Annotated in this window: 12 protein-coding genes and 1 pseudogene; 3 read left to right on the top strand and 10 right to left on the bottom strand. The window is 60.8% G+C overall.

Features of this window, described 5'->3' with window-relative positions; translation table 11 throughout:
- Positions 1-180: 180 nt before the first annotated feature.
- Together I6G90_RS04285 and I6G90_RS04280 are read left to right on the top strand one after the other, a co-directional pair.
- Positions 181-1,317 carry an ISAs1-like element ISAs12 family transposase gene (locus I6G90_RS04285; RefSeq protein WP_021141311.1) on the top strand — a complete coding sequence of 379 codons (1,137 nt, stop codon included), beginning with the start codon at positions 181-183 and terminating at the stop codon, positions 1,315-1,317.
- 24 nt (positions 1,318-1,341) lie between these two features.
- Positions 1,342-2,625, top strand: a pseudogene (locus I6G90_RS04280) (YfcC family protein); the annotation flags it as partial.
- Between the two features lie 70 nt (positions 2,626-2,695).
- On the opposite strand, the gene I6G90_RS04275 reads toward I6G90_RS04280, so the two are convergent.
- A complete protein-coding gene (locus I6G90_RS04275; protein ID WP_040069812.1) occupies positions 2,696-2,884 on the bottom strand; it encodes a hypothetical protein in 189 nt (62 codons plus the stop codon).
- Positions 2,885-3,387: 503 nt separating this feature from the next.
- Here I6G90_RS04275 and I6G90_RS04270 point away from each other — a divergent pair.
- Positions 3,388-3,927: a glycine zipper 2TM domain-containing protein gene (locus I6G90_RS04270; RefSeq protein ID WP_042062616.1), complete on the top strand. Its 540-nt coding sequence runs from the start codon at positions 3,388-3,390 to the stop codon at positions 3,925-3,927.
- Between the two features lie 124 nt (positions 3,928-4,051).
- On the opposite strand, the gene xdhC is transcribed toward I6G90_RS04270, so the two are convergent.
- From xdhC to ssnA, 9 genes are all read right to left on the bottom strand, one after another.
- Positions 4,052-4,537, bottom strand: coding sequence for a xanthine dehydrogenase iron sulfur-binding subunit XdhC (gene xdhC / locus I6G90_RS04265; RefSeq protein ID WP_139409758.1), 486 nt, complete (start codon positions 4,535-4,537; stop codon positions 4,052-4,054).
- Positions 4,534-5,412: a xanthine dehydrogenase FAD-binding subunit XdhB gene (gene xdhB / locus I6G90_RS04260; protein ID WP_197929878.1), complete on the bottom strand. Its 879-nt coding sequence runs from the start codon at positions 5,410-5,412 to the stop codon at positions 4,534-4,536. The genes xdhC and xdhB overlap by 4 nt, the downstream gene beginning before the upstream one ends.
- On the bottom strand, positions 5,405-7,723 hold the full coding sequence (gene xdhA / locus I6G90_RS04255) for a xanthine dehydrogenase molybdenum-binding subunit XdhA (protein WP_197929876.1): 2,319 nt from the start codon (positions 7,721-7,723) through the stop codon (positions 5,405-5,407). The genes xdhB and xdhA overlap by 8 nt, the downstream gene beginning before the upstream one ends.
- 393 nt (positions 7,724-8,116) lie before the next feature.
- A complete protein-coding gene (locus I6G90_RS04250) occupies positions 8,117-9,418 on the bottom strand; it encodes an NCS2 family permease (protein WP_197931153.1) in 1,302 nt (433 codons plus the stop codon).
- Between the two features lie 385 nt (positions 9,419-9,803).
- On the bottom strand, positions 9,804-11,120 hold the full coding sequence (gene guaD / locus I6G90_RS04245; protein WP_042062623.1) for a guanine deaminase: 1,317 nt from the start codon (positions 11,118-11,120) through the stop codon (positions 9,804-9,806).
- 52 nt (positions 11,121-11,172) lie between these two features.
- Complete coding sequence (locus tag I6G90_RS04240; RefSeq protein WP_111808281.1) at positions 11,173-12,702, bottom strand: nucleobase:cation symporter-2 family protein; 1,530 nt, start codon at positions 12,700-12,702, stop codon at positions 11,173-11,175.
- Between the two features lie 95 nt (positions 12,703-12,797).
- A complete protein-coding gene (locus I6G90_RS04235; RefSeq protein ID WP_232254404.1) occupies positions 12,798-15,695 on the bottom strand; it encodes a molybdopterin-dependent oxidoreductase Mo/Fe-S-binding subunit in 2,898 nt (965 codons plus the stop codon).
- The gene (gene ygfM / locus I6G90_RS04230) at positions 15,692-16,468 is read right to left on the bottom strand and encodes a molybdopterin-dependent oxidoreductase FAD-binding subunit (RefSeq protein ID WP_197929875.1); all 777 of its coding nucleotides are present in this window, start codon (positions 16,466-16,468) and stop codon (positions 15,692-15,694) included. The genes I6G90_RS04235 and ygfM overlap by 4 nt, the downstream gene beginning before the upstream one ends.
- Positions 16,469-16,548: 80 nt before the next feature.
- Complete coding sequence (gene ssnA, locus I6G90_RS04225) at positions 16,549-17,877, bottom strand: putative aminohydrolase SsnA (protein WP_197929873.1); 1,329 nt, start codon at positions 17,875-17,877, stop codon at positions 16,549-16,551.
- Positions 17,878-17,907: the final 30 nt, after the last annotated feature.

Raw genomic sequence — 17,907 nt, 5'->3', positions numbered from 1 at the left:
GGATCGCCTTCACACTTTTTAATCGTCACTGCACGTCATTTCAGCTCAAAAAATGCGCATGAAATCCAAAAAATGATAATTTCCATGATTTCCATAGTTAACAATTTGCTCACATCCTCACCCTGAAATTTGACCTGGTGATCCGGCTGTGATCTCATGCTCCTTTTCAGGAGTGCTCTCATGTCTATTGATGCCGTTTTCGCTCAGTTCTTCGACAATATTCACGACCCTCGCCAGCATGCCAAGATTTATTATCCCTTCTACGATGTCCTGTTTCTCACCGTCTGTGCCGTGATCGGCGGGGCTGAGGGCTGGGAAGATATTGAGGATTTCGGCGAGGTTCATCTTCCCTGGTTTCAATCCAAGGGACTGTTTAAAAACGGCATTCCTGTCCATGACACCATTGCCAGGATCATCTCCGGCATCAAACCAGAGCCGTTTCAGGCCGCCTTTGTGCGGTGGACTCAAGCCATTAACCAGCACACCGATGGCGCCCTGGTCGCTATCGATGGCAAAACCCTGCGCAGTTCCTATGACCGTGAGGATCGAACGTCGACCATTCACATGGTCAGTGCCTATGCCGCCGCCAATAAGCTGGTGCTCGGACAGATAAAAACCGACGCCAAGTCCAATGAAATTACCGCTATTCCCGAGTTGCTGGCGCTGCTCGACATCAAAGGCTGCCTGGTATCCATCGATGCGATGGGGTGCCAGACCGAGATCGCCGAGACCATCCTTCAGCAAGGTGGCGATTACTTATTGGCCGTCAAAGGCAACCAACCCAAGTTGTTCGAGGCGGTTCGACAGGCCCTCGCCCCGCTGGCGGCCACCCCGTTATGCGCAGAGACGATGACGCTTGAGAAGGCTCATGGCCGCATCGATGGTCGTGAGTACCATGTCATGGCGGCGGGCGAGTTGGCCGCCCAGTTTCCTCATTGGAAACAGTTGCACAGCATTGGCGTGGCCATCTCCTATCGCGTTGAAAATATGCAAAAAATTACCATAGAGCAGCGTTATTTCATCAGTTCCAAAGCGTTGGTGCAGGATGAGTTTGCGCGAGCGGTGCGTGGGCACTGGGCCATCGAAAATAGCCTGCACTGGGTGCTGGACGTCACGATGGGCGAGGATGATTGCCCGATTTATCGCGGTGATGCCGCAGAGATTTTGGCGTGCATCCGGCACATGGGGCTGAACATGCTCAGGGCCGAGACTTCACGCAAGGCGAGCGTAAGACGGAAGCAAAAAATCGCAGGAATGAGCAGTGAATATCTGGAAACGGTACTCAATGCGGGTCTCAAAAAACTGGGTGAAATTTAACAAAATGTTCACGCTCTCACCCTGTTTACCAACGGAACCATCCGCAAACCCATCGCCATTCCCGGCACCTATGCCCGGTTGGAGCAGGCACCCAAGGGGCTCGGTGACGTGGCGGTCAGCATGGTCAAGGGCACCATCGAGGGGGCGGATATTATCGTCTTCATTCTGGTGCTGGGGGGGCTGATCGGCGTCATCAACAAGACCGGTGCCTTCAGTGCAGGGCTGGTCGCCCTCTCACACAAGACCCGGGGCAACGAGTTCCTGTTTGTGGCGCTGGTCTGCTTCGTGATGGCGCTGGGAGGCACCACCTGCGGACTGGAGGAAGAGGCGGTCGCCTTCTACCCCATACTGGTGCCCATCTTTCTGGCGCTCGGCTATGACTCCATCGTCTGCGTAGGAGCCATCTTCCTCGCCGCCTCCATGGGCACCACCTTCTCCACCATCAACCCCTTCTCGGTGGTGATCGCCTCCAACGCCGCCGGCATTCCCTTTACCGAGGGACTGATCTTTCGCGCCGTTGGCTGTCTGGTGGGTACTCTGGTGGTGATCGGTTATCTCTACTGGTACTGCAAGAAGATCAAGGCCAACCCGGCCTTCTCCTACACCTATGAGGACAGAGAGAGCTTTCGCGCCCGTTTTCTCAAAGAGGGCTCTATGGACGAAGGGGTGCCCTTCACCCTGCGCCGCAAGATCATTCTGACCCTGTTTATCCTCGCCTTCCCGCTGATGGTGTGGGGCGTCTCCATGGCGGGTTGGTGGTTCCCGCAGATGGCGGCCTCCTTCCTGACCATCGCCATCATCATCATTTTTATCTCCGGCCTCAAAGAGAAAGAGGCGGTCGAGGCCTTCACTCAGGGGGCGTCGGAGCTGGTGGCGGTCTCGCTTATCATCGGGCTGGCACGGGGGGTCAATCTGGTGCTGGATCAGGGGATGATCTCGGACACCATTCTGGCCTACGCCTCCGATCTGGTCTCCGGCATGCACGGCGCCGTGTTCGCGGTGGCGCAGATGCTGGTGTTCACCCTGCTGGGGCTGGTTGTGCCCTCCTCGTCCGGGCTCGCGGTGCTCTCCATGCCCATCATGGCGCCGCTGGCGGATACCGTGATGATCCCGCGCTATATCGTGGTGTCGGCCTACAACTGGGGGCAATACGCCATGCTGTTCCTGGCCCCCACCGGACTGGTGCTGGTCACTCTGCAGATGCTCGGCATCCAGTTCAACAAGTGGGTCAAGTTCGTGCTGCCCATGGTGGGCTTTGTGTTGGGATTTGGCGCCCTGATGCTGGTAGCGCAAGTGATGATGGCCTGATGGGCCAGTTGACGCAGTAATACATGAGTGACAACACCCCGTGCCTGGCGCGGGGTGTTTTTATTCAGCCTTAGTGGCGTACCCGCCCCTGCTGGCGGAAGCAGTAGAGTTTGAGGCTGATGTCGGCGATATCGGCGGGAAGCTCCTCGCCCTGCTCGGCCAGGGGCCGGTAGAGGGATGAGAGCAGACGTTCGGCCTGCTGCGCCGTGATGATGTTGGCCTGGATGGCCGGGGTGATCCAGCTGGGTAACATTGACATATCTCCCCCTCGTTGATCCGGTGACCTCGGGTGAACATCTTCATATCAGGTCTTACGCGGTTGTCTGCCGACCCGTTCACCCTTGCCTGCCACTCAATCAAAGCAAAATGCTTGCCGTAATCTCTTATCGGCATCTGCTCAAGGGGGCTATAGCCATTTATCAACCAGTTGGCGCCGATCACGGACCACCGATATCCGCTTTCATGGCAAATGCCTGACCAACAGTCGTCAGCATTTTGCCGCTCTTGCCTTCTGCCCGCGAATGTCATTGCAAAATGCGACTCGAATTGCTCCTTGTCGCGCCCGCAGAGCCCGCCACGCGCCGGAAACTGGTCACTTTCAGTGCGTTGTCGCCAAAGCCAGACACTTTTTCGGGGTGGCTATTTTTTGACCTTGCCAGCAGTTGTCGCAGAGCCGCCCCCCTCGCCTTGTCCGGCCAACCGGTTATGACAAGATGGCGCCAGATTGGAACAGCCCGTATGGGTATGCAGGAGAACCATAAAATGAACAGATCCATGATGGCAGGTATCGGTATTGGCATCGCCTCGGCCCTGGCGCTCTCGGCGGCAGCCAGTGGCTCCCTCTTTACGCCGCAGCCCACCTTTGCCGAGGTGATCGCCAGTAAACCGATCACCGAGACCATCAAGACCCCCCGACAGGAGTGTCGCAACGTCACCGTGACTCACCGCAAGCCGGTACAGGATGAGCACAAGATCCTCGGCACCGTGGTCGGCGCGGCACTGGGTGGCGTGGTCGGCCACCAGTTTGGCGGTGGCAGCGGCAAGAAGGTGGCCACCGCTGCCGGGGCGGTCGCGGGGGGTTATGCCGGTAATCAGGTGCAAGGCAATATGCAGGCGGGAGATACCTACACCACCACCGAGCAGCGTTGCAAAACCGTGCAGGATAGCAGCGTCAACACCATCGGTTATGACGTGACCTATCGCCTCGCAGGTCAAGAGGGGGTGATCCGCATGAAGCAAGCCCCCGGCGCCACCATTCCGGTCAAGGATGGCAAACTGGTGATCGACCAGCCAAAAGTGTGATGTCTCCTGGCGTCAGTCAGCAGCAGGCCCGCCTCTTTCGAGGCGGGCCTGTGGTTTTTGGGCGGCTTGATTTCCTTTTTTCAAACAACGGCGCACATCACTCAGAATCACGGCCCCCGAACTGTCACTCCTTGCAGCACTTTTTCACCGCCCGCACCACGTTCTGATAGCCGGTACAGCGACAGAGGTTGCCTGAAAGGCCGCGGCGGATCTCCGCATCGGTCAGCGGACGGCGCTCGGTCTTGTCGAGCAGAGCCGCGCTCGCCATCACGAGGCCCGGGGTGCAAAAACCGCACTGCACCGCCCCCTCGTCGATAAAAGCCTGCTGCACGTCGGAGAGCTCATTGCCTTTGCGCTCCCCCTCCACGGTGCGAATGGATTTGCCATCGGCCCACACAGCCAGATAGAGGCAGCTGTCGATGGCGGTGCCATTCACCCGCACGGTACAGGCGCCGCACTCGCCGACACTGCACCCCTCTTTCACGCTGATCAGCCCCTGCCCGCGCAGGAAGTGGAGCAGCGACATGGTGGGCGACACCGCGTAGGAGTAAGGTTTGCCGTTAATCTCGCACTGGATCTCCACGGCGGGACAGGTTTGCGGTTGCATCATAGGATCTGGCCTCCGGCACGTTCGACTGCGCAGGCGACCACCCGCTGCGCCAGGGTTTTGATAAGGTGCAGGCGAAATTCTTTTTCTGCCCGCCAGGAGGAGCGCGGCGCCACGTCGGCCACCACCGCCTCGGCAATGGCTGCCAGTGTGGCGCGAGTCAGGGGTTGCCCCTCGGCCGCAGCTTCCGCGTGGGGCGTGCGCACCGGCGTCGGGGCCGCCACCCCGTAGGCCAGCCGCAGGCTCTTGAAGTGACCATCCTCAATCTGGCAGTAGGCGGCGCAGCCGATGGTGGCGATATCCATGGCACCCCGCATGGCGTATTTGAAATAGTGGGATCCCACATGGGGGTGTGAGTCCGGGGCAAAGTGAAACGCCACCAGGATTTCCGCCGGTTGCAGCGCCACCTTGCCGGGGCCGGTGTGAAAACCGGCGATAGGAATGCGGCGTGTGCCGTCTGGCCCGGCAATTTCCAGCTCGGCTTCCAGCGCGACCGTGGGCGCTGCCGAGTCAGCACTGGTGGCGCCGTTGCAGATGTTGCCGCCATAGGTGGCGACGTTGCGGATCTGCGGGCCCGCTATGGTGGCGGCCGCCTCGGCCAGCATCGGCAGGCGGCGCTGCACCAGTTCGTTTTCGATGATCTCGGTAAAGGTGGTGCCGGAGCCGATACGGATCGACCCATCAGGCAACTCGCTCACCCCTTTGAGCTCGGGCAAGTCGTGAATATCGACGATATGGCGATAGGCGGCGTTGAGGTGATGCAGCTGGATCATCACATCGGTGCCACCGGCCAGCAGGCGCGCCTCTGGGTCGGCCTGACGCAGGGCGACCGCCTCGGCCACGCTGTGCGCCTTGTAGTAACGGGCAATATCAAACATGGTGTTGCTCCTCCCCTGATCCCTTGCCAATCAAACCCGCCGCGACAAACTCCCGAAACAGGGTCTTGGGGGTGATGGGCAGCTCGTTGATGGCCACCCCGGTCGCCATGCGAATGGCGTTACGGATGGCGGGGCCCGGCGAGATAATGGGCGGTTCCCCCAGGGATTTGTGGCCATAGACCGACTGGGGCTCATAGGTCTGCACGAAATCGCATTCGAGTTCAGGCAAATCCAACATGGTGGGAAACTTGTAGTCGAGCAGGTTGGGGTTGCGCACCACGCCAGTCTTGGCGTCGATGATCATCTCCTCAAACAGTGACCAGCCGATCCCCATCCCCATGCCGCCGTGCACCTGCCCCTCCGCCAGCTGCGGATTGAGGATCTTGCCAGCATCGTGCAGGTTGATGATGCGATTGATGGTCACCTTGCAGAGATCGATATCGACGCTGAGATCGACAAAGGTGCAGCCGAAACTCGGCGGGTTGGTGGTGGTCTTGTGGGAGACCTCGGCAGTGATCTGGCCACCGATGGTGAGGTGGTAATAGGCGTTGACCGACACCTCGGCCACGCTGATCAGCACCTTGTCCGGCGCACCGGCCAGCACCACATAGCCATCGATCAGGGTCAGGGACCCCACATCCTGATGGCAGAGCTGAGCTGCAAGCGACAAAATGCGGGCCCGCAGTTGCAGCGCCGCCTGATGGATGGCGGGGGCCGCCACATAGCTCTGGCGCGAGGCGAACGAGCCCGGATCGTAGGCGGTGATGTCGGTATCCTGAGTCGAGATGACCCGGATCTGCTCAAATGGAATGCCTAAAGTCTGGGCCGCCATCTGGGCAAAGACGGTATCCGACCCCTGCCCTATCTCGGTGGCGCCGATCTGCAGATTGACGGTGCCATCCTGGTTGAGCAGCATGCGGGCACCGGCAATTTCGACCCCCACCGGATAGGTGTTGGAACCGTAGCTGAAACAGGCGACCCCGATGCCGCGCCGCACCCGGCTTGCCGGATCCTGCGCCAAGCACTCGGCCTTGAGGCGATCCCACTCGAACATCTCGCGACCACGCAGCAGGCAGTCCGGTAGCCCGGCGCTGTAGATGGTCTTCTGGTTGACCTGATTGACGTCGCCTTCGCGCGCCACGTTGGCGATCCGCACATCGAGCGGGTCTAACCCCAACTCGGCGCAGGCATCATCCAGCATGCATTCGAGGGCAAAAATCACCTGCGGCGCGCCGTAACCGCGCATGGCACCGGCGGTGGGCAGGTTGCTGTAGAAAGTCTTGGCGTCATAACCGAAGGCGCTGCGCGGATAGAGGTAGCTGATCTTGTTGCCACCGGCACTGGCGATGGAGTGACCATGAGAGGCATAGCCGCCGGTGTTGGAAAGCACGTCGAGCTGATAGCCCTTGAGGGAGCCGTCGCGGTTGAGGCCCATCTTGCCATCGATGGCAAAGCCGTGGCGGGTGCGGGAGGCGAAAAAGCACTCTTCCCGGCTCAAGGTCACCTTGACCGGCACGCCGCCGAGCTTGTAGCTCAAAAACGCCGCCATCGGCTCTTCCAGTACATCCTGTTTGTTGCCAAAACCGCCGCCCATATAGGGCTTGATCACCCGCACGCTGGACCAGGGCAGACCGAGGGACTTCGCCACCCGGCTGCGCACTATCTGGGGGATCTGGGTGCTGCTGACGACGATGATGTGGTCCGGCTGATCCATGTAGGCGTAGCAGGTCACCGTCTCCAGATGGCAGTGCTGCACCACCGGCGTCCGGTAGTGCCCTTGAAACTGCAGGTCTGCCGCCGCAATGGCCTGCTCCGGATCATTGGCGCGAAGCTGGCTTTGGCGCAGCAAATTGCCGCTCGGGTGAATGGGATAGGCACCATCGGCCAGCGCGCTTTGGGCATCCGTCATCACCGGCAGCGGCTCGTAGGTCACCTTGACCAGCGAGGCCGCTTTTTCGGCGACCAGCGGATCGCGCGCCACCACGATGGCAACCCCATCGCCGAAGTGGCGCACATGGTCGGTGAGCAGACGGCGGTCTTTCACATCCCGTTTTGCCTCATCGAGGGACCAGGCGTGGCCGGCGGTGCGAAAACAGGTGGTGGGCACATCTTCATGGGTAAATACGGCTTCGACCCCGTGCAGGGCCAGCGCCTCGGTTGCATCGATGGCGAGCACCTTGCCGTGGGCGATATTGCTGCGCACATACTTGGCGTGGCGCATCCCGAGCATGATGTTGTCATCGGTATAGCGAGCGCTGCCGGTCACCTTGGCCTCGGCATCCACCCGCTTGAGCGGTAATCCTATGGACATATGCAAGTCCTTTTTTCGAAGGGAAAAATCTGGAACCGGCATAAAAAACAGCAAGATATGCGCCTGTTTCCCGCCATCGTCAGGACAATGGGGAGAAGTGTGAAGGGGATCCCATCTAACCCGCTTTTGCTGGCTCGCAGCGACAAGCCAAGCGTTACCCCTGAGCAAATGAGGCGCATCGGCGGTGAAAAATACGGCAGAGCGGGGACAGCAAGGGCGTGAGCCTATCAATCTGGTAGGGGGATTTATCAAAATGGTATCGCGATGAGACCACCCAACTGCGGAGACGGCCGAGGCGTGATAACCCGCGTGGGCGGACTGAGCGCCACAGACATAAAAAACTCAAACATAAAAATGGGGCCGCCAGTGCGACCCCAAACGGGAGGGTTATCCCTAAATAGCCCACCCCCCAGCATAAAAGAGCACCAGCGCCAGGGCGATGACCACGGTGCCGACGTTGAGCTTGTGCCACTCCTTCGAGCAGATGCGGCCGATCACCAGCGAGCTGAAGCCGAGCATGATGCCGGTGACGATGTTGCAGGTAAGCACGATAAAGACCGCACAGACCAGCCCTGACATGGCCCCGACAAAGTCATCGAAATCGAGCTTGGTGACATTGCTCAGCATCAAGAGCCCCACATACATCAGGGCTGGCGCGGTGGCATAGGCCGGCACCAGATAGGAGAGCGGCGAGAGGAACAGCATCAACAGGAACAGGCCGCCGACCACGGTCGCGGTCAGGCCGGTTTTGCCCCCCGCCGCCGTGCCCGCGGCCGATTCGATATAGACGGCAGCCGGGGCCGCCCCCACCAGACTGGAGAAGATGCTGCTGACCGAGTCGGCACTGAGCGCCTTGCCGCTGTTGATGATGTGCCCATCTTTATCCAGCAGGTTGGCCTGCCCCGCCACGGCGCGAATGGTGCCGGTGGCATCAAATACCGCCGTCATCACCAGCGCCAGCACGCTCGGCAACACCAGCGGCGAGAGCGCCCCCATGATATCCAGACTGAAGATCAGGGACTGACCCTGCGCATCCGAGAGGCTCGGCAGGGCGAACAGCCCCTGATACTTCACCGCCGGATCGAAAATGAGGCCGAAGATGGAGATGGCGATGATCACCAGCAGGATCCCGCCCGGCACTTTCAGCTTCTCCAGCCCGAAGATCACCGCAAGGCCGATCAGGGACATGATAACTGGCATGGAGGTAAAGGCCCCCAGCGCCACCGGTAACCCCTCCAGCGGGTTCTTGATCACCAGCCCCACGCCATTGGCGGCGATGAGCAGCAGGAAGAGACCGATACCGATACCGGTGCCATGGGCAATCCCCATCGGCAGATTGTCGAGGATCCAGCTCCGCACCCCGGTCACCGAGATGGCGGTAAAGAGTACCCCCATCAGGAAGACGGCGCCCAGCGCCACCGGGATCGGGATCTGCTGCCCCAGCACCAGACTGAAGGCGGTAAAGGCTGTCAGCGAGATGGCGCAGCCGATGGCCATCGGCAACTTGGCCCAAAGCCCCATCAAGAGCGAACCAAAACCCGCCACCAGACAGGTGGCGACAAACACGGCGCCGGGGGGAAAGCCCGCCTTGCCGAGCATGCTCGGCACCACGATCACCGAGTAGACCATGGCGAGGAAGGTGGTGAGGCCCGCCAGTACCTCCTGTCTGATATTGCTGCCCCGCTCACTGATCATGAAATAGCGATCAAGAGCCGTGATCGGCTGTTGCTGCGATGCGCTCTGGCTGGCGTCACTATTGGCCTGCCCTTCCACGCTGTTAATCCTGCTGTTTGCTTGGGTCATACCCAACTCCTTCACACGCGCCTGAATGTTCCATGACGAAATGGCGGCAGGATCTGCGGATCTGTCGATACCAGCCTGTGCAGTGACAGCCTGAAGCGACAGAGAGACCAGGAGAGGCAGCTTTGACTCAAACGTTTGCCTTGCTGGTCAAAAAACCGGGCCATTTCACCTTCTATTGCGGGGAGAACCCCTGTCGTGCCGCGGAACTGGCGCCCCCGTTGGAGTACGCCAGCCTCCGTATTCTGCGGGGCTGCGCCGAGGCAGCCCCCTCCATCCCCTACCCCCGTTCGTGTACCAGTTGGCCATCCACATAGGTGCGGTAGATGGATCTGTCATCCCCCAGGGTCAGCAACACAAAGAGCTTGTCCCGCAGGGTGGTGGAGTTGTCATAACGCAGCTGCTGCAGCGGGGTGGCGACCGGGTCGAGCACCACGAAATCCGCCTCCTTGCCCACCGCAAAGCTGCCGATCTTCTCGTCCAGCCCCAGCGAATGGGCGCCGCCCAGGGTCGCCAGATAGAAGGCCTGATAGGCCGAGAGCCGCTCCCCTTGCAACTGCATCACCTTGTAGGCCTCGTTGAGGGTCTGCAGCATGTTGAAGGTGGTACCGGCGCCGATGTCGGTGCCCATCCCCACTTTCACCTGCTTGCGCCACGCCTTGTGCAGCTTGAACAGGCCACTGCCGAGATAAAGATTCGAGGTGGGGCAGAAGGCGATGGTGGAGCCGGTCTCCTTCAGACAATCCCACTCCTGCTCTTCCAGATGGACGCAGTGGGCAAAGACGCAGTTGTGGCCGGTGAGCCCATGCTGGTGATAAACATCGAGATAACCCTTGTGCGCCGGAAAGAGGGATTTGACCCAGGCGATCTCGTCCTTGTTCTCGCACAGATGGGTGTGCAGATAGGTGGTGGGAAACTCTTCGCGCAGTCGCCGCGCCATCGCCAACTGCTCGGGTGTCGAGGTGGGTGCAAATCGTGGTGTGATGGCATAGAGCAGGCGACCGTTGCCGTGCCAGCGTTCGATAAGCGCCTTGCTCTGCACATAACTGCTCTCGGCGGTATCGAGCAGATAATCGGGGGCATTGCGATCCATCATCACCTTGCCGGCGATCATCCGCATATTGATGCGGCTCGCCGCCTCGAACAGGGCATCCACCGACTCGGGGTGGACGGTGCCGAACACCAGCGCCGTGGTGGTGCCGTTGCGCAGCAGCTGCTTGATAAAGAAGGTGGACATCTCGCGGGCATATTCGAGGTCGTTGTAGCGCCGCTCGGCCGGGAAGGTGTGGCGGTTGAGCCACTCCAGCAGTTGCTCGCCATAGGCCCCCACCATCTCGCTCTGGGGATAGTGAATATGGGTATCGACAAAGCCGGGCACTATCATCTTGCCGCGGTAATCGCGCACCCGCACCTCGGCCGGAATGCGATCCTTGCCCTCCTCCCACTGACCGAACCAGTCGATGCAGCCATTGCGAATGATCAGCAGGCCATCCTCGATAAGACGGGCATTGGCCTCAATCTCCTCGGGCTGATCCACCACCCGGGTAATGTCGAAGAAACTGCCACGCACCGCTTTGACAGAGTTGTCGTTTTTCATAACCGTTTCCCTGTTTTTCTTGTTCTGTTGACGTTTTTTGTCGGTTTAACCGTCAGATCCGTTCCACTTGTGGCGCCACCGTTTGCCCGGGCACGTCGTCCTGTGAACCCTGTGGCTCACTCTTCCTGCCCGATGGCTGGCCCGCACTGCGGGCGGTAAAGATCACATCCGGCTTGTCGCTCAGCTGGATCACCTCTACCGCCTCGGCATCCTTGATAGCCGCCTTGCGCTTGCGGCTTTGCGGCAACACCAGATTCATGATGATGGCGGTAATGCCGCCGGCGCAGATGGGGTTTTCCACCAGCATGTAGATCCCGGCCGGCAGCACCTTGAAGACGTTCGGGTCATAGGAGACGCCGAGCCCCAACCCCAGCGAAGTGGCGACAATCAGGGTCTCCCGCCGATCAAAGCCGTGACTGATGATGATGCGACCACCTGCGATGGCGATCATGGAGAACATGATGACCATGGCGCCCCCCATCACAGGTGACGGGATGGTGGTGAAGAAGCGCCCTACTACGGGGAAGAGCCCCAGCAGCACCAGCATGACGGCAATAAACTTGCCCACATGACGGGATGCCACCCCGGTCATCTGGATCACCCCGTTGTTCTGGGCAAAGGTGGTCAGAGGCAGGGAGCCGAGTGCCGAGGCGATCACCGATACCAGACCGTCGGCCAACACGCCGCCGGAGAGCCGTTTTTGAAACTCGGGGCCCTGGATCTCGCGCCGGGAGACCATGGCGGTGGCGGTGATGTCCCCCACTGCCTCCAGCACGCTCAGCAAATAGATGGTACCCGCCAGCAGAAAGGCGTGAAAATCGAAGGAGAAACCGTACTTGAACGGGATAGGCACAGTGATAAGCGGCAGGTTCTCAAGGGCGGAAAAATCCACCATGCCGAGCATCAGGGCCACCGCATAGCCCACCATCAGGCCGATGGCGATCCCGCTCATGCGAAGCAGCGGGCTTCGGCTGCAGTTGAAGGCAACGATGACGCAGAGCACCAGCAGCCCCAGCCCGATGTTCTCATATTTGCCAAAGGTGCCGCTGCTCATGGCGGAGAAGCCGCCGCCAAAGTCGATGATCCCCACCTTGATCAGGCTCAGGCCAATCATCAGCACCACTACCCCGCTCACGGTCGGGGTGATCACCCGCTTGAGATAGGGCAGTACGAAGGAGGAGCCCATCACCAGAAAGGCGCCGACAAAGGAGACCCCGAGCAGGGTAGAGACGATCAGCTCCTCGTGGATACCATCTTTCTTCATGGCTCCGCCGAGGGCGATCATCACGGTCACGAAGGAGAAGTTGACCGACTGGATGGAGAGCAGCCCCGAACCGATGGGGCCATAACGATTCACCTGCAGCCAGGTGCCGATACCGGAGGCGATCATCGCCATGGAGACCAGATACGCGGTGGTCTCGGTGGACAGGCCCAGCGCGCCGCCGACAATCAACGCCGGGGTCACCATGGGAACAAAAATCGCCAGCAGATGGGTCACTGCACCCATCAGGGTTTGATAAAACGGGGGTTTGTCTTCCAGCTCGTAAATAAGATCAGAGTGCTTGCGTGTTGTTTTAGACATCGTGTTTGTCCCATCACACAGAATGGAGGCGGAGTACTCATTCCGCCGTCAGGCGCTGGGGGCGAGCTTTCACCCGCCCCTCACCTTTTCTTTTGTTATGCCGACACTTTTTGCTCCAGCTTGCCCAGTTCGCGCAGAATCTGTTCCGGCGTGAAGTGCCACTTACGCAGCCAGACACCGCAGGCGTCGTGGATGGCGGTGGCGATGGCAGGCGCGGCGCCGTTCACCCCGATCTCCGAGATGGACTTGGCGCCGTAGGGGCCAACCTTGTCGTCACTCGGTACCAGGAAGGCCCGGAAGTCGCGCGGAATGTCGCCAATCTTGGGCGCGCCATAGCTCTTGAGGTCCCGGGTGAGCGGAATGCCCTTGCTGTCGTAGCAGATCTCCTCGCTCATGGTGTGGCCGATGGCCCGCATGGTCGCCCCGTAGATCTGGCCGAGGGCCAGTTCCGGGTTGATGGGAGTACCGCAGTCGAGCAGGGCGTAGAACTTGTCGAGACGGATCTCGCCGGTTCTTACGTTGACCGCCACCTCGGCGAAGTTGGCGCCATACGGGAAGGCCAGCTCAGAGGTGATGTAGCTGGCGGTGCCCACCAGAATACCGAAGCCGGTGCCGGTCTCGGCCTTGTGGGCCAGTTTGGCGAGGGTCACCTCCCCCAACTTGCCGCGCACGATACCCGGGTGAACCAGCTCCACATCCTCCACCGGCTCGCCCAGCATGGCGGCGCCATGGAACAGGATCTTCGCCTTGAGGTTCTCGGCCGCCATCTTGGCCGCGTTGCCGGAGAAGCAGGTTCCGGACGAGGCGTAGGCCCCTTTGTCGAACAGGGCGTGGTCGGTATCGCCAGAGATGACGTGCACATCGCTGAGCGGGCAACCGAGCACCTCGGCGGTCAGCTTGGCCACCACGGTATCGAGACCAGTGCCGATATCGGCGCCACCGGAGTGGACGATAAAGGTGCCGTCAGATTCCAGCTTGACCATGCAGTTGGCCTGATCGATATCCGGGATCCCCGATTTTTGCATGATGATGGCGACGCCACGACCGATGCGCCAATCCCCGTCGGCGGGTTTGGGGCTGTCCCAGGCGATCAGCTCCCGTCCCTGTTTGAGAATGGGTTCGAGGGCACAACTGGCGGCGTGCGGTACTGAAGTCGGCATCTTGCCCTCACCGATGGCACCCAGCACCTTGAGGATATCCCCTTCGTGCACCCGGTTGTGCTCCACCATGTCGAGCTGATCGATGCCGAGTCGCTCGGCCAGTTCGGCAATCGCCATGGTCAGCGCGAAGTTGCCCTTGGGCGCGCCGTAACCCTGATAGGCGCCGGTCGGGCAGATGTTGCTGTAGTAGGTGTTGACGGTAAAGCGCACGTTGTCGCACGGATAGAGCGGCAAAGAGAGCGCCGGGCCGTTGCTCGGCACCGTCAATGAGTGGTTGCCGTAAGGGCCGGTGTTGGCGCGGAAATCCATCTCGATGGCGGTAATGGTGCCATCTTTCTTGGCCCCCACTTTCACCTTCACCTTGGCCACGTGACGGGAGGTGTTGCTGATGAACTCCTCTTCACGGGTATAGCGGAAGGTGACCGGACGGCCGGTGACCTTGGTCGCCCAGGCGCACACCTCTTCCAGCAGGATATCCTGCTTGGAGCCAAAGCCGCCCCCTACCCGCTCCTTGATCACATGCACCTGATGTTGCTTGAGGCCGACGATACGCGCTACCTGACGGCGTACGTGCCACGGCACCTGAGTGGAGGCATGAATGACTAGACGATCACCATCCATGTAGGTGAAGCAGATGTGCGGCTCGGTCGGGCACTGCTGGGCCTGGGTCGATTCGTAGGTGCGCTCGACAATCTCGTCCGCCTCGGCAAAGCCTTTTGCCACGTCACCGATCTGGCCATGGACGCTGGCGGCCAGGTTCTCGTGCGGGCGGGAGCCGATGGGGAAGTTGATGATCATGTGCTCGTCGCCACGGCGTACCGAGCAGGCGTTCTGCTGCTCGAGATCCGCAGGGGCACCAGCCATGTAGATGATGGGTTCGTCGTGGACCAGCGGGGCATTGGGGGCCATCGCTTCATCGATGTTCATGACCGCAGGCAGCACCTGATACTCGACATCGATGAGTTTGAGGGCTGCCAGCGCGACCGCTTCGCTCTCGGCCACCACGGCGGCGACCCGGTCACCGACGTGACGTACCTTGCGGCTGAACATGCGGCGATCGAGCGGTGATGGCTCGGGGGCACTCTGGCCACCCGGGGTGTAAAACACATCCGGGCAGTTGAGATAGGTAATGACGTGCACCACACCCGGCAGCGCTTCGGCGCGGCTCACATCGAGTTTGGTGATCACCGCATGGGGATGGGGACTGCGCAGCATCTTGATGATCAGCGCATCGTCGGTAACCCGATCCTCCACGTAGCAGGGCTTGGCCTGCACCATCTTGGCGGCGTCCACTTTCGGGCAGCTCTTGCCGATATGGCGCAGATCATCGCGAAATTCCGGGGCGATCTGGCACAGATAATCGGGATCCTTCATCCGTGAGCAGGCAAGCTCGATGGCCTGATAGAACTGCTGGTAACCGCCATCGCGGTGAAACAGGCCCGAGAGCGCATCATCGATTTGATCACGGGTAGGCTCGGGATGGCGATCAAGCAGGTCGGTGACAATCAGCGCGGCAGCCGGATCGTTGTAACCGGACTGCACCACACCCACATCCACCATCGCCTGCTGCACCAGACTGAGCTGGTTCCAGCTACCGAGCGACTCGGCGGTACGCACCTGCGCCCCCTCCAGCTGGGCGGCGATCAGCAGGGAGGCGTTGATCACCTTGCCGTTGAAAAGAATGGCGTCGGAACCAGCGAAACCGAAGCCGTCGTCGCTGTTGCGCACCGAGTGCATCCGGCACTGATTGAACAGTACCCGCTGGGCATTATCACCGGCCTTGCAGATGACGGTACGCAGGGCGCCGTTCAGGGTAAAGTTGAGTTCCATCATGCTTGCACCTCCTGCTGCTGGCAGTCCACCAGCAGATCCGCCACTACCACACCGGTGATATACCGCTTGTAACTCACGCTGCCCGCCAGATCCTCACGGGGCGAGATCAGCTCGCTCACGGCGGCTTCCAGCGCGGCATCGTGCAAATCGCGGCGCTCCAGATCCCGCAAACGCATCGGCTGCGGGGTGACGCCAGCGACGGCCACCCGCATCTCGCCAATGCTGTCGAGGGCCACGGCGGCGGTCATCACCGCCAGGCCATCGGCGTTGCGGCTGATGCGGCGGGTGGCGCAGCGCAGTTCAGGCTCCGGCAGCACAATCCCCAGCACCAGGGCATTGCGCTGACCCGCCAGATAGGCGTCGATGGGTTGCAGTAGGTTGTTCTCCAGCACCACGACCGCTTCGAGCACCAGCAGTACCGGCAGCAAGGGGGAGTCCTGCTGCTGGCAGGCAAGTTCGCCGCCGATGGTGGCCTGATTGCGCAGATGGCGGGAGTAGACAAACCCCAGCGCCTCGCACAGAGCGGCCGGGGTACGGGGATCCTCTTTCAGGGTCTGCAGGGTGACGGTAGCGCCGATATGGAGCTGGCCGTGCTGCTGCTCAATCTGGTTCAGTCCCAGCTTGTCCAGCGAGATGGCGACCTTCTTGTCGGTGCGGGTCGGGGCGGCGTTAAGCTTGCTGCCGCCCCCCATGTAGACGGCGTCGTTGCCGAAGCTGGCCTTGAGTTCCAAAGCCTGACCCAGTTGTTCGGGTCGGAAGAATTGCTCAATCATGTGTCGTCCTTACTCTTGCTGCCCGCCGCCGGGGAGATCCACAGGGCGGGCAATCCGGTCCAAAACTGTGGAAGGTGGCCTTAGGCCAGCTGATCCATCCGTTGCCACAGGCGGCTCGCCACCTTGCTGGCCTGCTCATAAATGGGCGCGACATCGAACGGGAACTCGCGATCCTGATAGACCATGCGCCCCTCCACCATCACGCTGTTGACGCTGGCAGATCCCATGCCGAAGGCGAGATGGCCGCCGAGGTTGCGCGGCGCCAGCGGGGTCGGTGCGTCGTAATCGCAGATGGTGAGGTCGGCCTTGTAGCCGGGCTCCAGGCGGCCAAATTTGGCGCCGAAGTTGCGCTCCAGCATGGTGTTGCCGTTCCACAGGAAGCGGGCAAAGCTGTCGGGCCACAGCGCCCCGCCGGCATCCTTGTGCTTGAAGTAGGCGAACTTGAGCTCTTCGAGCATGTCGGAGCCGATGCCGTCGGTGCCAAGCGCCAGATTGCGATACTCCGGCAGGTGCATGTTGTAGCCCACGTGGTTGTTCATGTTGGAGCGGGCGTTGTGCACCAGGAAGGCATCGCGGCTGTTGAGCAGCTCGATGTCGGCCGGGCTCAGGTAGATGCCGTGGGCGACAAGCGACTTGCTGTCGATCAGGCCAAACTCGTCCAGCCGGGCAATCGGCTCCTTGCCATAGTGGTGGTGACCGTGAGCCATGTCGTAGCGGTCTTCCGCCACATGGATATGCAGACCACGACCGGTGACCTGCACCGCTTCGCGCAGCATGGCCAGCCCCTCGTCGGGCACGGTGAAGGGAGCGTGAGCGCCGATATGGGCCTCCACCAGATAGGGTTCGTTCCCCTTGGCCTTGGCCGCATCAATGGCTTGCGCGAACAGGATGTTCTCCTCCACCCCGGCCTGCAGCTCGGCGAGGCCGCCGTTGCGATCCGTGGTCTCGAAGCAGGTCATGCCGCGCAGACCCGCCTCCATAAACCCTTTGCGCAGCACATTCAGCGAGCCCTTGATGAAGTTGGGCGAGGCGTGGTGGTCGATCACCGCGCTACAGCCGCTCTTGATCGCCTCCAGCGAGCAGATGAGGCCGCTGTAGTAGAGGGACTCCTCATCGAGCGCCCGGTCGAGCCGCCACCAGAGGTTTTTCAGGGTAGAGATAAAGTCCGGGCAGGGGGCGATGTTGGCCATGATCCCCCGCGACAGGCCGGAGTAGAAATGGTTGTGGGCACAGACGATGCCCGGCATCACCAGCTTGCCCCCCATCTCCCGATAGTTGGCCTCCGGGTAGAGGGCCCGCAGATTGGGCCCTACCGCTTTGATAAGGGTGCCTTCGATGGCGATATCCACCCCTTCCAGTACCCGGGTCGGCTCCAGCTGGACGGCGGTGACGTTTTTCAGAATAAACATGGTTTGCTCCTTCGCTTATTCGTTATTCGC

The sequence above is a fragment of the Aeromonas allosaccharophila genome, assembly GCF_016026615.1.
In the GTDB taxonomy this organism is placed as follows: domain Bacteria; phylum Pseudomonadota; class Gammaproteobacteria; order Enterobacterales; family Aeromonadaceae; genus Aeromonas; species Aeromonas allosaccharophila.
The sequence above is the reverse complement of the archived record's forward strand: the minus strand, read 5'-3'. Positions and strand labels throughout refer to the sequence as shown.